The following is a 16,795-nucleotide window of genomic DNA, read 5'->3' on the forward strand; positions in this document are numbered from 1 at the left end:
TTTTTAGGCTTGGTGCTTATTTATCCTGAAAGCAGACATTAAGGGTGACTGCATGCTTTGCAGGAAGCCAGTGGCCATAGTCCTCTCCGTGCCAATGATTGGTTTCCCTAAGTTTTGCCTCTACAACCCCCGGATTAATGCTTCTGCGTTGAATCCAATCAGTACAACGTTTCATAACTTGTCTTTGAATTTGGCTGCGCATGAAAGCATAGTGTGAAGGATTCCACGCTTCATTTAAGTTATCCGAAAGATAGGGCTTCAATAAATGGCCCTCCTTATGCAGTTTATTGAATTGCCATTGATTTCCATTCAAAACAAAAATAGGTGAAAGCTTGTGGGTACCAACTCTAACGGTACGGGTAAGATTCATATAAAATTTCCAGCCAGCATAATTGGCTGATAAGTCCGCATTCGAATAAACGCCATTAATCATCGTCCCTAAATAGGTCTGCTCGATAAATTGACCATAAAAAATAATAGCGGCTCGAGCTTGCTTAGGCGATTTTCCATGAGCGAGTAAATAGGAATAAATTTTATAGTAGCTATGACCCAACATAAAAAAATGACCTAATTTGTCCGTGCCAAAATAATAACCGTACATGTTTATCGTAGGTGCAAGTCCAATCAGGGATACAGGAGACTGTGAAAAAACCAGCCAGTAAATGGTCTTCCAGGGCCAAATTTCCCTGTAGCGAAAGGGTTTTGCTTGGCTGTATAAATCTTCCCAACGAAACCAACGGGGAAAACCAGGTCCTGTTTTTTGATAAACCAAGTCGGCAAGATAGTCGCCTTTAAGACGCAATGCCAGTTTTGCAGCAGCATTTCGGCTCTGTTTGGATCTGGGCAGAAGCATCTGAATTTCAGCATTGGTTTGATTCATCACCTGTTTAAGAACTTGAACAAGTTGGTTGCTCGCATAAGGTCCAATGTCGGCCAGTTCAACAGGGGGAAGACTGAATTGATCAGTTTCTTCAGCCTGAGATTTTGTTGTCCAAACTATGCTAAACACTGTTAATAAGAACAACAGTCTTGCAAGAGCCATATCCCTTTTACTCCTTAAGCAGCTAAAACATACAATCCATTCTCCTACTCGCTTAAGATAGAGAATATCACTTGCTGGTAGAATATTTGCTTTTACCAAAAGCACTCAACAACAAATTAGTGCTTTTCTTCTTTCATGCACTGTTCTGGATTGGGACTCGACAGTGCGGCATTTGGGTATTGAACCATGGATGTCCTGGCTAAGATGAAATTGCTAAAATCCATAAATAATTCTTTTCCCTTCGAACAACTTCCAATTTCCTGGTCATTACCCATTGTAATTCTTTCAAAGATAAGTGTTTTCAACAAATGAAGCCAAGCAGCAGTGAAATTTAGCTTAACAATGTACAAGACCACTTTCTACTGTATTTATCTTAATACTTTTTAATTACGGATTGAAATCTGCAGGAGGCATGTGGAAAAACAAAAACAACTGCCAAGCACAAAATAAACAGGTTAATTGAATTAAATAGATGTATAATTCTAAATTTATAAACAAATAGAATGATTAAATATCAAGTTCGAAATAATCAAGCCCTGGACTTTTTCAGCTCTGAAGAATTTACAGATTGTAAGGACATCATCTTGCTCTCTCCACTCCATAACGCAAAAGCAAAGGAAATTTATTACAACGAGGCTGATTTCAATCAGATTCCTGCTTCCGCTGTAGAGCTCATCGATGAGTTGGATTTTTTTATTGTTCCTTTTGCAGCAATGGCTATTTTTAAAATTGGGGGTGGTGCATTCCATTATTTCTTGATACAAAAAGAATGCGTTGCCAATGAAAATTTTTATCGCATTTTACAAGCTCATGATCAAGAGTACTCACTTCAAGATTGGTTGCACACTGGCAGACAATGGACTACACCAGCAAAAGAACAATTTGGGAAAGGCCAATGGTTAATGCAAGAGCAAATAAAAGAATTCATCCAGAATTTAAAGAGCATTTGTAGTGGAGATGCAAAGGCTTATTACAATAATTTTGGTGCTCAGGCTACTATAAATGGAAACGTCTTTATGACTGTAAACCAGTTTTTAAAGAAACCGAATTGTCAGCAAAGCATTTCCGTGACAATCCAATTGGCTAACTCGGCCTTAGTCGAGAATAGCATTTTTACAAAGAACAATCTGGATGAACGATCGAATCATACCACTGAACTAAATAATAAGTTTCTTTAATATTTCCTGCTGTGCAGTTAATTTAAAGAATTAGATTTACAGGAAGCCCGTTACCTTACAGAGCTTTTAAGCTGTTAACAGGCTTGTAGTAGGTTTCATGCACTAAACAAAGCCTGGAAGATTGTCTAAAGTATGACTTGTAAGCCATATTGATAATGAGTATAGTCTCCAACCTATCAGGAGTAATTCATGGTCAACAGCGTAATTAAATCAATGATTCAGCACGCAAATGAGGCTTTGATCAACGCCTATGCTCCCTATTCCAATTACAAAGTGGCTTCTTGCCTTTGTACAGAAGACGACCATTTGTTCGTTGGGGTCAATGTTGAGAATGCCTCTTATGGCTTAACCGTTTGCGCAGAAACAGCTGCCATTTGTCAAATGATTGCTGCCGGGAAAAAAACAATAAAAAGCCTTGTGCTACTTAATGATTCAAATGATTTCTGTTCACCTTGTGGCGCTTGTCGACAACGGATTTTTGAATTTTCAACGCCTGAGACTGTCATTTATTTTTGCAACAGCAAAGAGATTATAAAATCCGTGCACGTCGGCGAATTGTTACCGTATGCATTTAGTTTCAAACAGGATAAGAAATGATAACACCCAAAATCACTTCAGCGCATTTGGCTGCTGAACAAATTAAACAAGCAGCCCCAAATTTTAAACCCGTTATTGGCATTGTGTTAGGCTCTGGCTTAGGCAGCTTTGGCGAACAGCTTGAAGATGCGACAACCATCAGCTACGAACAATTACCTGGATTTCCTAAAGTCACTGTTCATGGGCATGGTGGGAAGCTCATTTTAGGCTACTTATCTGGAGTTGCCGTCGCCTGTCTGCAAGGACGAGCCCACAGCTATGAGGGCGACAACAACGAAGTGGTAAAGACTTATGTACGCACTTTAAAATTACTGGGTTGCGATTATTTTTTTGCCACCAACGCATCTGGATCGTTGCGAGAAGACGTCCCACCGGGCGAGTTGATGCTGATTACTGATCACATTAACTTACAGCCTGGCAATCCGCTAGCAGGATTAAATGATGACGAATTTGGCCCGCGTTTTTTTCCTCTGGACAATGCTTATGATATTGGGATGCGAGAAAAATTATTGCAAATTGCCCATCAGGAAAATATTGCTTTAAATCAAGGGGTGTATATTTCCGTTCTAGGCCCAAACTATGAAACGGCTGCCGAAATTAGAGCCTTCCGTATTTTAGGAGCCGATGCGGTGGGTATGTCGACTGTTCCAGAGGTGTTGGTAGCGAATCATTGTGGGATGAAAGTAGCTGTGATTGCTACAATCACCAACTATGCCACTGGTTTGGCTTGCACCAGCCACAGTCACGAGGCAGTTGTTGTCACCGCTTCGAAAGCGGCCGAAAAACTGAATCGTTTGCTCAAGCAATTTATCGCGAGTTTGTAATGAGCCTGGAAGCTGAATTTTTAACAGCTCTTAGCGATTTCAATGAAAACAACTGGAATGGCGATGCTTTAACAGCAAAAGCCATCTCAGTAATGGATTTAACTTTGCTTGAGGAACAAGCCAGTCGGACAGAAATACAAGCACTTTGCGAGAAAGCCAACTTCTCGCAAGTCGCAGCCATCTGCATATTCCCCCACCATTTAAGTTTTTTAAACGCCACTAACCCAGTTAAAGTAGCTACAGTTATAAATTTTCCGGGTGGGAATAGTGAGATACAAGAGGTGTTTACAAGTCTCGATGAGGTTCTCAACCAGGCTAAGATAGATGAAATTGATTATGTTTTTCCTTATCAAGCCTATCTGGAAGGTCATCAACAATTAGCTTTATCGCACTGTCTGCAGGTTTACAAATATTGTCAACAGCAGCAATTAACACTCAAGGTCATTCTTGAAACAGGGGCTTGGCCCAATCTAGAATCACTCCATCTGGTCTGCGCTAAACTGATTGAGCAAGGTTGTGATTTTCTTAAAACATCAACCGGGAAAACAGGCAAAGGAGCAACGCCTTCAGCCGCTTTTGCGATTTTAAAAGCCATAAAGGAAAGCAATAGCAACTGCGGCTTTAAAGTATCAGGCGGGATTAGACAACCAGAACAAGCCTTTACCTATATGCGTATGGCAGAATGGGTAATCGGGCGAACACTGGATAAATCCTGGTTTCGAATAGGAGCCAGTAGTTTACTGGATAAATTAATTTAAGCCGCTTTGATACTATCTAGTTCCACCTGGATAAAACAATGCCTGACCACATCAACAAACCATAATAATTATTGCTTAGAAAGGCTTTAAAACAATCTTGTGATTTACGATTGGCTAGTAATTTCTGTTGAAGCAATAAATTAAATGAGGCCAGTAGCCAACAACACCAAAAGAATCCTGATGCCAAATCCAGCGCCAAGGGCAACCACAGCAAATGGAACAAAACTTGTAAAAGACCAATCACTAACCGATCGTACGAGGCAAACAAAATAGCAGTGGACTTAACCCCTATTTTTAAATCATCCTCACGGTCTACCATGGCATATTCGGTGTCATAGGCTATTATCCACAAAGCATTTATCAACATTAACAGCCACATTGTTTTATCGAGTGATTGGTTAGAGGCTGCATAAACCATAGGTATGCCCATAGAAAAGGCAATGCTTAAAACAAGCTGAGGACTTTGCAAAAAACGTTTGCAAAAGGGATATAGGATGGTAATAAAAACTGCTATCAAAGCGTAATAGAAGCATTCTTTTGGCAGCTGGGTTAGAACCACTAATGATCCTAAAAGTAGAACAAAAAGTATGGCCAGGGCTTCTTGCAAACTCAGCTGCCCCGAAGTGAGAGGCCTATTTTTTGTTCTTTGAACGTGTCGATCGATATTTCTATCCGCGATATCGTTCATTACACAACCAGCAGCTCTCATAAGAGTTGTACCGAGAAAAAAAAGTCCGACTAGCGTCTTTGATGGTTGTCCCGCATTAGCCAGCCACAGTGCCCAAGCAGTTGGCCACCAAAGCAAGAGGATACCAATGGGTTTATCAAAACGCATTAATGAGAGATAAGCACGCCAATTCACTGTTTGATCCTCAAAAGTTCGGGTAGAAAAATTTCAACCAAATAAAAAGGGTTACCTTGTTTGAGAGTAAATACAGAAAATCTGGCCCAGAACTTGGCACCAGGTTCTGAATGGATCTTAGTAAGCCAATAATACTCCAATGAGAGGAAATCAATCGAATAATGGTGCACATGTTTGCGCCTTACCTCGGAATTATTAAAAACAATCACTCCGAGTGATTCCTGTTTTAGGCGAGCAAACAATTCCGGATTATTACGGTGACTTGATTCAGGAATAATAGTTCTTGCATACCAACAGGGCCTATTTGCGGAAGACATTAGAATTTCACGATGAAATACAAGATCATCATTCACTAGGCCTAAAGTAAATTTATCCCACCAGGTGACTGCTCTCCACTCTTGTTTGAGTACAAGCAAATTGGCTTGCCCTGTTTCTTCTTTCAATTTATCCGTTAAAGAGTATGGATGGGTAAGCCAAGGTAATAAAGAAGTCGGAGGTTGATGAATATTCGGTAGTAAACTCTCTAAATCAGAATGCATGATAGAACAGACAGCTAAAATAGCCATCATTATATCATTCACCCGTAGAAAGAACTAACCAGGTATTGCAAATCTCAACTTCCCTCCTCTTATGAAGAGAACTTGGCTTCTCTTAAGTGAATATAAGCTTGTGCACTCCATATTTGCAATTTCATGGAGTGCAATCACTGTTCCCCACAGTCACATCAGACATTTTGGATTAAGCCAAACCAGGCTGTTCTGCTGAAACACGCAAGTTGTCTTCTTCTCTTCCCAAAAAACGCAGATCCTTTCCACTCATAAGGTAATTCTCAATGGCCTCAAGACTAATATTTTTGGTTTCTGGCATATAGAAGTATGTCCAAATCAGGCCAAAGAAACAAATCATTGCATATAAGGCAAACGTCAGTTCAATTCCAAAATAATGATGCAAAATGGGAAAAGTAAATACTGTAACTGTATTAAATCCCCAATTGCTTAAGGAAGACATTCCCATACCAATACCGCGAACCCGTAAAGGAAAAATTTCTGACATGGCAATGTGGGGCACGGGGCCAATGCTGATGGCAAAAGAAAAAATGTAAACGGTAAGACAAAGTACCGATAAATAGGTTAATAAGCCTGCTTGATAAAAGGAGAAAATGCTCAAGCTCAGTAAACTGATAGACGCACCTGTAAAGCCGATAAGCAGTAATTTTCTGCGGCCTAGGCGATCAACGTAGAAAACAGCTGCTATGGTAACTAATAAATTAATGATACCTATACCCATGGTCGCCAGCATTTGTCCAACCGCATTGTTAAAGCCCAAATTTTTGAAAATTTCAGGGGCAAAGTAAATAATGACATTGATCCCACTTAATTGCTGCAGACAAAATAAAGCCATTCCTAATGATAATACCGGCAAAAGCGGCTTTTTAAATAAGCTTCTCCAATGATTTCCCGCCGGTTCATTGGCAAGTGTATTTTTAATTTCACAGAATTCCTGTTGTATATTCTGATTTTTACGCAGTCGTTTTAAAGCTTTTTCCGCAGCCTCTTCCCTGCCAACACTCATTAACCATCTTGGTGATTCGGGTAAAAAGAAGATGCCGAAAATTAAAATAAGTGAAGGAATGGCACTTGAGGCAAACATGACCCGCCATGCTTGATGTTCGATAAGTAAATAATTGGCTGAATAGGCACAAACAATTCCAATGGTAATCGCCAGCTGATATATAGCGACCATGGCACCACGTTGCTGCATTGCGGCACTCTCTGCTAAATAAAGAGGAGTTGTCACTGCTGCCGTACCAATGGCCAAACCTAAGACAAAACGAGCCATAATGAGCAACCATTCTGCATCAGCCATAGCTGTTCCCAGAGAACCAAGAAGAAACAATAGACCCGCCCAGAACAACAAGGGCCGTCTACCAAAATGTTTTATGAAGCGTGATGCAATGAATGCTCCAATTAATGTAGAACCAATTAAAGCACCAAAGGGTAAAGCGGAGGCGATTAACCCCACATCCGTATGATTTAGATTAAAATAATTACGTATTAAACCTAAAGAACCGGCAATAATCCCTTCGTCATACCCAAATAAAAATCCCGTTACTGATCCAATGATCGCTACTAACCATGCCATATTAAATCCCTGTAATATCATTCAATTGAAAGTGCTTCCCGGTTTGCAGCCAAAGCCAATTCTGTGATTCGTTGCCAAGATTTTTGCTGGACAAGCGTCTTTGGGAGCATCCACGTTCCACCAACACAGGCTACATTAGCTAAACTCAAATAGTCCAGATAATTATTCTCATTAATTCCACCTGTGGCACAAAATTGCAGTTGTGGCAAAGGGCCTTGAATGGCCTTAAGCATACCTAATCCACCAACGTATTCTGCCGGAAAAAATTTAAAGTGATCATAGCCCAGGCCGAATCCTTCCATCATTTCAGAAAGGCTTGCTGCGGCAGGAACGTAAGCAATTTCTGCGTTTAAGCCCGCTTTGAGTAAATCCTGTGTAAGCCCAGGGCTAATTGCAAATTGGGCACCAGCTCCAATGCAATTATTCAGTTGCGAAGGGTTCAGCACCGTACCTGCACCAATAAGAACATCAGGCAACTCCTGTCTTAATAAGCCAATGGCCTTATAAGCGACAGGAGTTCTAAGTGTAATCTCTAAAACCTTCATCCCACCCTCAACTAAAGCGCGGGCTAATGGCAATGCGTCAGCCAAATCCTCAAGGACAATAACAGGAATGATTGGGCTTAAAGAAAATAAGTCCTTCGGTTTTATATTCCAATGATCAATGGACATAATGCTCCCTCGCCATGTTTTGTTTTAAGTACTGCGCAGCGCCAATCAGTCCCGGTTGTTCGGTAACTACGACAAAACTAGCAATTTGTTGATTAAATAAACTGGATCGTCCTTTTGCTTCAAATCGTGCACGAAATTCACTTTCTTTCGCAAATGTGATTAGCTTAGGAACAATTCCCCCTGCGATATACACTCCCCCGAAAGCACCCAAAGACAAGGCCAAGTCTCCAGCCAGAGAGCCTAAAGTGGCAAAAAATTGCCTTACGGAGGCAGCGGCCAAGTCACATTGGCCGCTCAGGGCTAAATGGGAAATTTCGGCAGCAGTAGCTGCAGGAATTTTTTTGTGATGATAGGCGGCAAGAGCTAAATAAATGTTCTCCAAGCCAGGTCCTGATAACAACCGTTCACATGAAACATGACCGTATTGCTCAGTCAAAAAGCGCTGGATAAACCATTCCTGCTCGTTTTGGGCAGCAAAACTAACATGTCCGCCCTCGCCTGCCAAAGCAATGAAATTATTCTCATTAGGAATCAGATGAGCCACACCCAAGCCCGTACCGGCACCCAGGACAACCATGGCTTTCTCCAAATTAACCAAACCACGGCCAATTTGTATTTTTTCAGAGTCTTTGAGCACAGGTAAGCTCATCGCAATTGCGGCAAAATCATTAATCACTTGCAAATGCGCCAGAGCCAGACGCTCTTTCATTTCAGCAAGAGAAAATTCCCAATGAAAATTAGTCATGCGAATAAAATCATCGGTTATTGGACAAGCTATAGCAATAGCAACGTGTTTTATTTCTTCCAGTTGCTGAGTTTTTTGATAGAACAACAGCGCTTCCTGCAAAGATGGAAAATTCGCGCAGGCATAGATAGCCATTCTATTAAAGGTGAACGTGTGCAAATCAACACAGCAAAAACGGGCATTGGTGCCGCCAATATCAGCTACAATGGCATAACGCTGTTCATCAAACAGGTGCGGCTGAAAATTCATCCAGGTTTTCCTCGTTTAAAAACAGAGCCGAAGCCCCTTCCTCAGCCCCAGTCAGCTGCAGGCGAAACTTACTGAATAACTCCCTGCCCATGCCGTAATAGCTTTGGGTTTCCGGTTTAGCAAGCTGACGCTTGACCAATTCTTCTTCAGGCACTTCAAGTTCTAAAAGGCCATTTTTGATGTCCAGAAAAATCAAATCACCTGTTTGTATTTTGGCAATTAATCCACCATCTATGGCTTCAGGCGTAAGATGAATAGCAGCAGGTACTTTCCCGGATGCCCCTGACATTCGTCCGTCCGTTAGCAAAGCCACTTTATATCCTCTGTCGAGCAGCAAAGATAAGGAAGGTGTGAGCTTATGTAATTCAGGCATGCCGCAAGCTTTAGGTCCCTGAAACCGAACCACAGCCACACAATCGCGATTTAAGTCGCCTGCTTTAAACGCAGCCTCCAATTCATCCTGATTTGAGAAAACGACAGCCGGAGCATGAATAGCTTCAAGGGACGCCAAAGCGGAAGTTTTAATAACGGCTCTGCCAAGATTACCTGATAAGACTTGCAATCCACCTTGTTCTTTAAAAGGATTTGCCGCTGACGTTAACACATCTTTATCCAGGGATTCATCAGGACCATTTATCCAAGACAGTGTTTGATTCTGAAGTAAAGGCTGTTGGCGGTAAGCATTTAAACCGAATCCCATTATCGTTTGAACATCTTCGTGTAACAATTCATGCTCAAGCAAGGTTTTAATGAGAAAAGACATTCCTCCTGCCCTTTGGAATTGATTAATATCGGCTTGTCCATTTGGATAAATGCGGGCAATCAGAGGAACAGCTGTTGAAAGCTCGGCCAAATCATCCCAATTAATGATGATGCCTGCAGCCCTGGCGATGGCCACCAGATGCATACTGTGATTGGTTGAGCCTCCTGTAGCCAGTAAAGCCAACGCAGCGTTAACAATGGCTTTTTCGTCTACCATTTTGCCAATGGGTAAATAGTTGCCACTCAAATGAGTGAGAGAAACGACCTTCCTGGCAGCCTCTTTTGTGAGTTCATCCCTTAGCTGAGTTTCTGGGTTTACAAAAGAAGCTCCGGGTAAATGAAGGCCCATTACTTCAACCATGACCTGGTTCGAATTGGCCGTCCCAAAAAAAGTACAGGTGCCAGGAGAATGATAGGATGCCGCCTCTGCATCCAGTAAAGCTTCTCTGCTAACTTTCCCTTCTGCATACAGTTGACGAATGCGGGCTTTTTCCTTATTGGAAATACCGGTCGGCATAGGCCCTGCCGGAACAAAAACAAAAGGCAAATGACCAAAGCTTAATGCGGCAATCAGCATCCCGGGAACAATTTTATCGCAGATCCCAAGCATTAAACCACCATCAAACATGTTGTGAGACAAAGCGATGGCTGCAGACATGGCAATAACATCCCGGCTCATCAAACTGAGCTCCATGCCAGGTTGCCCTTGGGTAACGCCATCGCACATTGCAGGTACGCCACCTGCAAATTGCCCAATAGCGGAACTCTCTTCAAGTGCTTGCTTTATAAGTGCCGGGTATTTTTCATAGGGTTGATGAGCAGACAGCATATCATTGTAAGCAGATACTATAGCGATATTAGGCTTTATCATGCTTTTTAAATCGTTTTTTTTGTTGAGTGAACAAGCTGCAAAACCATGAGCGAGATTGCCACAATTAAGGACGCTACGAGAAGGTTTCTGTAAAACAGCTTGCTCAATCCGCTCTAGATAATTAGCACGACTGATTCTGCTGCGGTTAATAATTCGTGTGGTGACCTGTTTTATGGTGGGATGCATGATTTACCTCTTTTAGGGTGCAAACATGATTTGCAAATCAACTTCGGGATGATGGAGAAAAACCCGAATAGGCATTTCTAGTGGATCGGCTCCACTTAGAGCTTTTTCTAAAGTATTTAATTTGTTGGTACCAACAAGCTGCAAAAAAATGTTGCGGCTTTTGAGTAAACGAGCTTTAGATAAGGATATGCGTTTGTAAGGAGCCTTTCCGGGATGAACGATTAAGAAATTGTCTGTCGTTTCCAAACCCTGCGCCAATTCTTTGCTGCAGGGGAATAATGAGGCAGTATGACCATCCTCCCCCATTCCCAAAAGCACAACATCAAAAGCAGGTACTGACGACATGCGGTTTTGGAGTGCTTCTTGTCCCTCCAGTTCATCGATGTTCGGCTGATATAAACTGATAAACTGCGCGTTCGCAGCTTTATTTTTCAGCAAATGCTGCTTGATTTGAAATTCATTGCTATCAGGATCCGTAGGGGATATGAAGCGCTCATCGGTTAAGGTAATGGTTATTTTTTCCCATGCTAAATCAGCATCTGCCAATTCCTTAAAAAGGCCTAAGGGGGTTTTACCCCCTGCAACGGCCAAGTAAGCATGTCCGCGCTGATGGATGGCTTTTGCCAAACATTCTGTTATTTGCTTGGCAAATTGTTGATTTAGTTCTTCCGGATTTTGAAAACGATGTAATTTCATTTATTCATCCCAATTTCGCCCATCGCGTGCCATCAAAGAAATAGCAGCAACCGGCCCCCAGGTACCCGCTTGATAGGCTAAGGGAGACTCGTTGTAGTGTTTCCAGGCTGCCAGAATGCCATCGACCCATTTCCAGGCTTGCTCGACCTCATCACGGCGCACGAACAGATACTGATTTCCTAAGGTCACCTCAAGCAACAAACGCTCATAGGCATCAGCGATTCGCTGTGATTTAAATGTTTTATCAAAACTTAAATCCAGTTTGGATTGCTGCAATTGCATTTGCTCTTCCAAACCCGGTACTTTATTCATGATTTGGATCTCAACCCCTTCATCGGGTTGCAAACGAATAATTAATTTATTTGGAGTAAGGTGACGGTAGAGATTTTGAAAAATATTATGAGGTTGTGATTTAAAGCAAATAGCAACTTCACTATGCTTTTTGGGCATCCTTTTTCCCGTTCGCAAATAGAAAGGGACACCCGCCCATCGCCAGTTATCAATATTCACTTTTAGAGCAACGAAGCTTTCAGTTCTACTATTGGAGCGCGCATCTTCTTCTTCCAAGTAACCAGGCACAAGCTTACCCTTGACATAACCTCGTGTATATTGACCCCGGACTGTATTCTCCTGGACATTTGAAATATCAATTGGACGCAGGGCCTTTAACACCTTGAGTTTTTCATCGCGAATGCTGTCCGCATCCAAATTACTTGGAGGCTCCATAGCAACAAGCGACAGGATTTGAAGTAAATGGTTCTGCACCATGTCTCGGGTTTGACCTGCATCGTCGTAGTACCCCCAGCGACCTTCTACTCCCACCTCCTCTGCGACGGTGATTTGCACGTGTTCAATTGCCGTATTGTCCCAGTTCGAACTAAAAATAGCATTGGCAAAACGCAGTACTAAAAGATTTAAAACAGTTTCTTTACCTAAATAATGATCAATTCGATAAATTTGGTCTTCATTAAAGTAGCGGGAGACTTCATCATTAATAATAATTGAAGAGGCAAGGTCATGCCCTATGGGTTTTTCTAAAACCACACGAGCAGGCGCTTTGGACAAGCCAATCATGGATAATCCCTGGCTGATTTGTCCAAACAATGAGGGCGGTGTTGCAAAATAGCTTACGGGAATCCTTTTTGCCGGATCCGTCACTTGCGTCAGTTTTTCGTAGTCGATTGCCTGGCTTAAGTCAATGTTTAGGTAATGCAATCGTTCCTGAAGACGAGCCCACACTCCTGACTCAATAGGCGCATTTAGAAATTTGTTTAATTTTTCTTCAACACGTTCAACGTAAACTGCGGTACTTATGTTTTCGCGAGCGACACCAATAATACGAGTATCTTTAGCCAATAGATTGGCTTTTTCCAATTGATAGAGAGCTGGTAATAATTTACGTCCGGCAAGATCCCCTAAAGTGCCGAATAAAATTAAATCGCATGCTTTACTATTGGCTATATTCATGTCCGGTCCTTGACGTACAAAACGTCTCTCTGAGTATTAGGTAAATTTCGCATGGGTCACTGGCAGAGAGAGTGACCTAATTCTACAGAACCTTGGAATAGCGTCAACCCATTTATCCATAATCTTCTTCATTCCATAAACTCAGTTGCCCAGGGCTATGTGGGGAATTTTTTTTCCTGAATTTGCTCACATCAAGCTCAGGGATGGGTTTGGTGTTGAGCTTGAAACGTTTACAAGCCATCGCAAACCGGCTCTCGATTAGATTGGCGAATTCCCCTTCGCCTCTCATTCGTTTGCCAAAGGTAGAATCGTAGTCTTTGCCTCCTCTCATTTGACGAATCAAGCTCATGATGTGCTCAGCACGGAGCGGAAAATGCTCACCCAGCCATTCTTTAAAAAGATCCTTCACTTCGTGAGGCAATCTAATTAATACATAATTTGCGTAATCGGCTCCGGCTTCGCTTGCGGATTGTAAGATTTTCTCAAGCTCCATGTCATTGACCATGGGGATAATTGGCGCCACCATGGCACGAACCGGGATGCCATTTTCAGACAATGATTTCATTGACCGCAACCGTGCTGAGGGAGCCGATGTGCGCGGCTCTAAAATACGTTTCAGATCTCGGGAAAGCGAGGTAATGCTTATTGCCACCCGCACCAGGTTTTCCTTAGCCATTGCGCTCAGAAGGTCCAAATCTCGCTCAATTAAGGAATTCTTAGTGATAATGATGACCGGATGATTGTGATCCTTTAAAACCTCCAGCAAGCTTCGAGTAATCTTAAAAGTACCTTCCGCAGGCTGATAGGGATCCGTGTTTGCCCCTAATACAATCGGCTTGCATTGGTAGCGAGGCTTATTCAGTTCTTGAGCCAATAAACTGGCTGCATCCATTTTATAAAAGATCTTGGTTTCAAAGTCCAAACCAGGAGATAAATTCACATAAGCATGACTGGGGCGGGCATAGCAGTAAATGCATCCATGTTCACAGCCCCGATAGGGATTAATGGATTGCTCAAAACCAAGATCTGGGGAATCGTTGCGTGAGATAATTGACTTGGAAAACTCAGGCATAAGCTTGGTCTCTAATGGCGGCAAACCCTCCTCCTCTAGATCCCAGCCGTCATAAAAATATTCATAGGTATTAAGTTCAAATCTCCCCTCAGGATTGCTGATTGCACCTCTGTTTTTTGCTTTAATTCGATTGTGTGGATCGTTCATGGGAAACAAGCGTCAGATTAAATATGCTTTCTTATAATGCCACAAAGTTAAGCAAAGTGCACAATTTCAAATAGCTTGATTCTCAAATTTTAATGAAGATGTTTTTTCGGTAAAAAATCCAAAGAATAAAATACCAGAGCAAAGTGTAACTTAATGCATAAAACAGGGAGGCATTTGTGCTGCTTGCCCAACCAAAAAGCAATTGCGTAAAATAACTCTTTAAATTTCCAGAAGGCATCGGAATCATAAATTGAATTTTAAGAAACAAAACATGGAGGATGTAAACGGCCAAAGCATTTAGACCAAAAATTTCAAAGGGTTTGCACCAGTTTTCAATGTTTCGTATATCTATCAGACCATAACAGAAAGCCAGAATGAGCATTGCTAGGCCACTTGTCCATAACACATAAGAGCTGGTCCAAAGAATTTTATTGATGGGAAAGCTAAGTCCCCAAACCCATCCGGCCGCAGCACATATCAAACCAGCGATCACAAGGCCATAGAATTTAAAGAAAGCTTTGGTTGCGGATGAAAGCCAAATACCAACAAAATTGCCAATCATCGTGCTTGCAACAGCAGGCAGAGTGCTCAATAAACCTTCAGGATCATAAGTTTTGCCATATAGATGGCTGCCTGAAAACAGCAAACGGTCAACATATGCCCCTAAATTGTGTTCTGGAGTAAGAGAAACCAGGGAAAAATGGCCATGACCAGATGATAAAGGGATGACCATCCAGTAACACAGTAAAAGAGCTGAGCAAATCAGAAGCTGGGAAACCACTGAAGAATATAAAAAAACAAAGGCAGCGGCTGCATAGCAAACTGCAATTCGCTGTAAGACCCCATACACCCTTAAATGTTCAAGACCATGGTATGGGAAAAGATTTAAGCAAAGGCCAATAAAAAAAATAATGAAGGTGCGACGAAGGATTTTTTTTGACAGCTGCGCAGAAGAAACTCCTTTTGACCTTGCCTTATTCAAGGAAAAAACCAGGGATACGCCGACTATAAATAAAAAAAACGGGAATACCACATCGGCTAAAGTACATCCATTCCACGCAGAATGCTCAAGCCAGGAATAGGTGCTGCGATTGCCTGGACTATTTACCAATATCATTAAAGCAATGGTAAAGCCACGAAAGACATCGAGAGAAAGCAATCTTGAGCGAATGCATGTCAGTTGCTGATTCATGAAAATTAAATATTAAAACTTGTTCGCAGAGCTTAACCAATTAATGAAACTTAGAAAAGAAATGCTAGTTATTCTGCGAAATTTTTATAATATCCAGTCTCAACATTGATTTTTGCATATTGCGATAGCATAAAGATTAAGGCAGTATTCATCGCCAATTGACAGTAGGATTGGATACATGATACTCGATCTTTCCCACCCCCATCTCCAGAAAGCGCTAGATAAGCTCCATCTTTTTATGGAGCAAAACCATTTAGGCATTATTCTGCTTAGGAATATATTAGACGCTGAATCCGAGCATGAAGCATTTGTTTTGTTGAGAAAAATCATAGCCGATCGGCAACAAAAAACCGTTTTGCTGTTTTCCTCAAGCAGCTTAAATCCTCGATTTTTAAATCAGGTCCTTGCTGAAATTAGTCAAAGCAGCTTTTTCTTGAGCATTGAAATTAAAAACATCCTGCTGCATTCAAATCCTGATTTTCCGAAACAATTTAGCAAAGCGCCAAAAACCCTAAAGGATTATTTCACGGGAAGAGTTGCATTGAGGTTTGATGAAGAGCGGATGAAAGATTCAGAAACAGGTTTGGAATTGGTAGTAAATGATGTTGCAGCAACACCATTGTCTGCTCTACAGGATCTATTACAAGCTTGTATGTACTCACCCGTTCAAGGCAGTACATCTTTTTTTGGGGAATTTTTAAAGGAATTGCATTTGCAAGGTTTTTATAAGTCAAACTCCTCTCAGCAAGTTTGGGATACCTTAAATTGCATACTAACGGAATCTGGGATTGAAGCATTTTCTATTTCTTTAAATCAACCCCTCCCATTGGATATGCTCCCCAGTTTTAAATCATCTGCTTCATTGGCTTCTTTGTCGATAGAATTTACTCGAGTTGACGAAAATCAGCAGTTATTTGCACAATTACCGAGTTTTTTACCTGAAAACCTGGAATGCTTGGAGTTGTGTTTAAATTATCTGCCAGAAGATCAAAACATTCGACGCGAAGAAGCGAGCAAACTTTTAAAAGCGCTGATGGTTTTTCTGCAGGGATGTTCCAAAGACAGCAGCTTCAAACTTAAATTGCATCAATCGGTTATTACTCAGTTAACCTTTGAACATCAAGGGTATATAAAAGAGATAAGGGAGTTACTGTCTAAAACAGGTATTACGTTTAGTAGTGACTTTTTTCAACAACCTTTTACCAGACAAAATCATCAAGCAGTATTTTTCACTGTCTTGGCTGAAACTTTAAACAGATCTTTTGATGAGTCGGAGTCAAAGACCGCAACGAAACCTGTAGCCATCAACCAAAAAGTTTTATTGTAAAAGCCTA

Annotated in this window: 16 protein-coding genes; 5 read left to right on the plus strand and 11 right to left on the minus strand. The window is 41.5% G+C overall.

Annotated elements, in window-relative coordinates; translation table 11 throughout:
• Positions 1–16 precede the first annotated feature (16 nt).
• A complete protein-coding gene (locus EL203_RS07675) occupies positions 17–1,042 on the minus strand; it encodes a hypothetical protein (protein WP_058470880.1) in 1,026 nt (341 codons plus the stop codon).
• A 503-nt stretch (positions 1,043–1,545) separates the two neighbouring features.
• Between EL203_RS07675 and EL203_RS07680 the strand changes: the two genes are divergently transcribed.
• The 4 genes from EL203_RS07680 to deoC all read left to right on the plus strand — a co-directional run bounded on the left by EL203_RS07680 (position 1,546) and on the right by deoC (position 4,399).
• Positions 1,546–2,220 (plus strand): hypothetical protein, encoded by a 675-nt coding sequence (locus EL203_RS07680; protein WP_058470878.1) that lies wholly within the window; start codon positions 1,546–1,548, stop codon positions 2,218–2,220.
• Positions 2,221–2,409: 189 nt separating this feature from the next.
• Positions 2,410–2,817 (plus strand): cytidine deaminase, encoded by a 408-nt coding sequence (cdd, locus tag EL203_RS07685; RefSeq protein ID WP_058470877.1) that lies wholly within the window; start codon positions 2,410–2,412, stop codon positions 2,815–2,817.
• A complete protein-coding gene (locus EL203_RS07690) occupies positions 2,814–3,641 on the plus strand; it encodes a purine-nucleoside phosphorylase (RefSeq protein ID WP_058470876.1) in 828 nt (275 codons plus the stop codon). Before cdd ends, EL203_RS07690 begins: the two co-directional genes overlap by 4 nt.
• Positions 3,641–4,399, plus strand: coding sequence for a deoxyribose-phosphate aldolase (gene deoC, locus EL203_RS07695; protein WP_058470875.1), 759 nt, complete (start codon positions 3,641–3,643; stop codon positions 4,397–4,399). The genes EL203_RS07690 and deoC overlap by 1 nt, the downstream gene beginning before the upstream one ends.
• Positions 4,400–4,415: 16 nt before the next feature.
• Here the strand turns inward: deoC and ubiA are convergent, their stop codons facing one another.
• The 10 genes from ubiA to EL203_RS07745 all read right to left on the minus strand — a co-directional run bounded on the left by ubiA (position 4,416) and on the right by EL203_RS07745 (position 15,461).
• On the minus strand, positions 4,416–5,234 hold the full coding sequence (ubiA, locus tag EL203_RS07700) for a 4-hydroxybenzoate octaprenyltransferase (RefSeq protein WP_058472190.1): 819 nt from the start codon (positions 5,232–5,234) through the stop codon (positions 4,416–4,418).
• Between the two features lie 23 nt (positions 5,235–5,257).
• On the minus strand, positions 5,258–5,830 hold the full coding sequence (locus tag EL203_RS07705; protein WP_082647156.1) for a chorismate--pyruvate lyase family protein: 573 nt from the start codon (positions 5,828–5,830) through the stop codon (positions 5,258–5,260).
• A 169-nt stretch (positions 5,831–5,999) separates the two neighbouring features.
• Entirely contained in the window at positions 6,000–7,403 is a 1,404-nt protein-coding gene (locus EL203_RS07710) for a sugar porter family MFS transporter (protein WP_058470873.1), read from the minus strand.
• A 17-nt stretch (positions 7,404–7,420) separates the two neighbouring features.
• Positions 7,421–8,074: a bifunctional 4-hydroxy-2-oxoglutarate aldolase/2-dehydro-3-deoxy-phosphogluconate aldolase gene (locus tag EL203_RS07715; protein ID WP_058470872.1), complete on the minus strand. Its 654-nt coding sequence runs from the start codon at positions 8,072–8,074 to the stop codon at positions 7,421–7,423.
• Positions 8,064–9,068 (minus strand): glucokinase, encoded by a 1,005-nt coding sequence (locus EL203_RS07720; protein ID WP_058470871.1) that lies wholly within the window; start codon positions 9,066–9,068, stop codon positions 8,064–8,066. The genes EL203_RS07715 and EL203_RS07720 overlap by 11 nt, the downstream gene beginning before the upstream one ends.
• A complete protein-coding gene (edd, locus tag EL203_RS07725) occupies positions 9,043–10,887 on the minus strand; it encodes a phosphogluconate dehydratase (protein ID WP_058470870.1) in 1,845 nt (614 codons plus the stop codon). Before edd ends, EL203_RS07720 begins: the two co-directional genes overlap by 26 nt.
• Before the next feature lie 12 nt (positions 10,888–10,899).
• On the minus strand, positions 10,900–11,583 hold the full coding sequence (pgl, locus tag EL203_RS07730) for a 6-phosphogluconolactonase (protein WP_058470869.1): 684 nt from the start codon (positions 11,581–11,583) through the stop codon (positions 10,900–10,902).
• Positions 11,584–13,050, minus strand: coding sequence for a glucose-6-phosphate dehydrogenase (gene zwf, locus EL203_RS07735; protein ID WP_058470868.1), 1,467 nt, complete (start codon positions 13,048–13,050; stop codon positions 11,584–11,586). It abuts the gene before it with no gap.
• Between the two features lie 112 nt (positions 13,051–13,162).
• The gene (locus EL203_RS07740; protein ID WP_058470867.1) at positions 13,163–14,269 is read right to left on the minus strand and encodes a PA0069 family radical SAM protein; all 1,107 of its coding nucleotides are present in this window, start codon (positions 14,267–14,269) and stop codon (positions 13,163–13,165) included.
• Positions 14,270–14,351: 82 nt separating this feature from the next.
• Positions 14,352–15,461 carry an acyltransferase family protein gene (locus EL203_RS07745; RefSeq protein ID WP_058470866.1) on the minus strand — a complete coding sequence of 370 codons (1,110 nt, stop codon included), beginning with the start codon at positions 15,459–15,461 and terminating at the stop codon, positions 14,352–14,354.
• A 178-nt stretch (positions 15,462–15,639) separates the two neighbouring features.
• Here EL203_RS07745 and EL203_RS07750 point away from each other — a divergent pair, with 178 nt between their 5' ends.
• Positions 15,640–16,788: a hypothetical protein gene (locus EL203_RS07750; RefSeq protein WP_058470865.1), complete on the plus strand. Its 1,149-nt coding sequence runs from the start codon at positions 15,640–15,642 to the stop codon at positions 16,786–16,788.
• Positions 16,789–16,795: the final 7 nt, after the last annotated feature.

The organism is Legionella jordanis (genome assembly GCF_900637635.1).
GTDB classification, from domain to species: domain Bacteria; phylum Pseudomonadota; class Gammaproteobacteria; order Legionellales; family Legionellaceae; genus Tatlockia; species Tatlockia jordanis.

Coding starts and splice junctions, on each gene's coding strand:
- EL203_RS07675 (WP_058470880.1), bottom strand. CDS start 1,042: ATGGCTCTTGCAAGACTGTTGTTCTTATTAACAGTGTTTAGCATAGTT.
- EL203_RS07680 (WP_058470878.1), top strand. CDS start 1,546: ATGATTAAATATCAAGTTCGAAATAATCAAGCCCTGGACTTTTTCAGC.
- cdd (WP_058470877.1), top strand. CDS start 2,410: ATGGTCAACAGCGTAATTAAATCAATGATTCAGCACGCAAATGAGGCT.
- EL203_RS07690 (WP_058470876.1), top strand. CDS start 2,814: ATGATAACACCCAAAATCACTTCAGCGCATTTGGCTGCTGAACAAATT.
- deoC (WP_058470875.1), top strand. CDS start 3,641: ATGAGCCTGGAAGCTGAATTTTTAACAGCTCTTAGCGATTTCAATGAA.
- ubiA (WP_058472190.1), bottom strand. CDS start 5,234: ATGCGTTTTGATAAACCCATTGGTATCCTCTTGCTTTGGTGGCCAACT.
- EL203_RS07705 (WP_082647156.1), bottom strand. CDS start 5,830: ATGATGGCTATTTTAGCTGTCTGTTCTATCATGCATTCTGATTTAGAG.
- EL203_RS07710 (WP_058470873.1), bottom strand. CDS start 7,403: ATGGCATGGTTAGTAGCGATCATTGGATCAGTAACGGGATTTTTATTT.
- EL203_RS07715 (WP_058470872.1), bottom strand. CDS start 8,074: ATGTCCATTGATCATTGGAATATAAAACCGAAGGACTTATTTTCTTTA.
- EL203_RS07720 (WP_058470871.1), bottom strand. CDS start 9,068: ATGAATTTTCAGCCGCACCTGTTTGATGAACAGCGTTATGCCATTGTA.
- edd (WP_058470870.1), bottom strand. CDS start 10,887: ATGCATCCCACCATAAAACAGGTCACCACACGAATTATTAACCGCAGC.
- pgl (WP_058470869.1), bottom strand. CDS start 11,583: ATGAAATTACATCGTTTTCAAAATCCGGAAGAACTAAATCAACAATTT.
- zwf (WP_058470868.1), bottom strand. CDS start 13,050: ATGAATATAGCCAATAGTAAAGCATGCGATTTAATTTTATTCGGCACT.
- EL203_RS07740 (WP_058470867.1), bottom strand. CDS start 14,269: ATGAACGATCCACACAATCGAATTAAAGCAAAAAACAGAGGTGCAATC.
- EL203_RS07745 (WP_058470866.1), bottom strand. CDS start 15,461: ATGAATCAGCAACTGACATGCATTCGCTCAAGATTGCTTTCTCTCGAT.
- EL203_RS07750 (WP_058470865.1), top strand. CDS start 15,640: ATGATACTCGATCTTTCCCACCCCCATCTCCAGAAAGCGCTAGATAAG.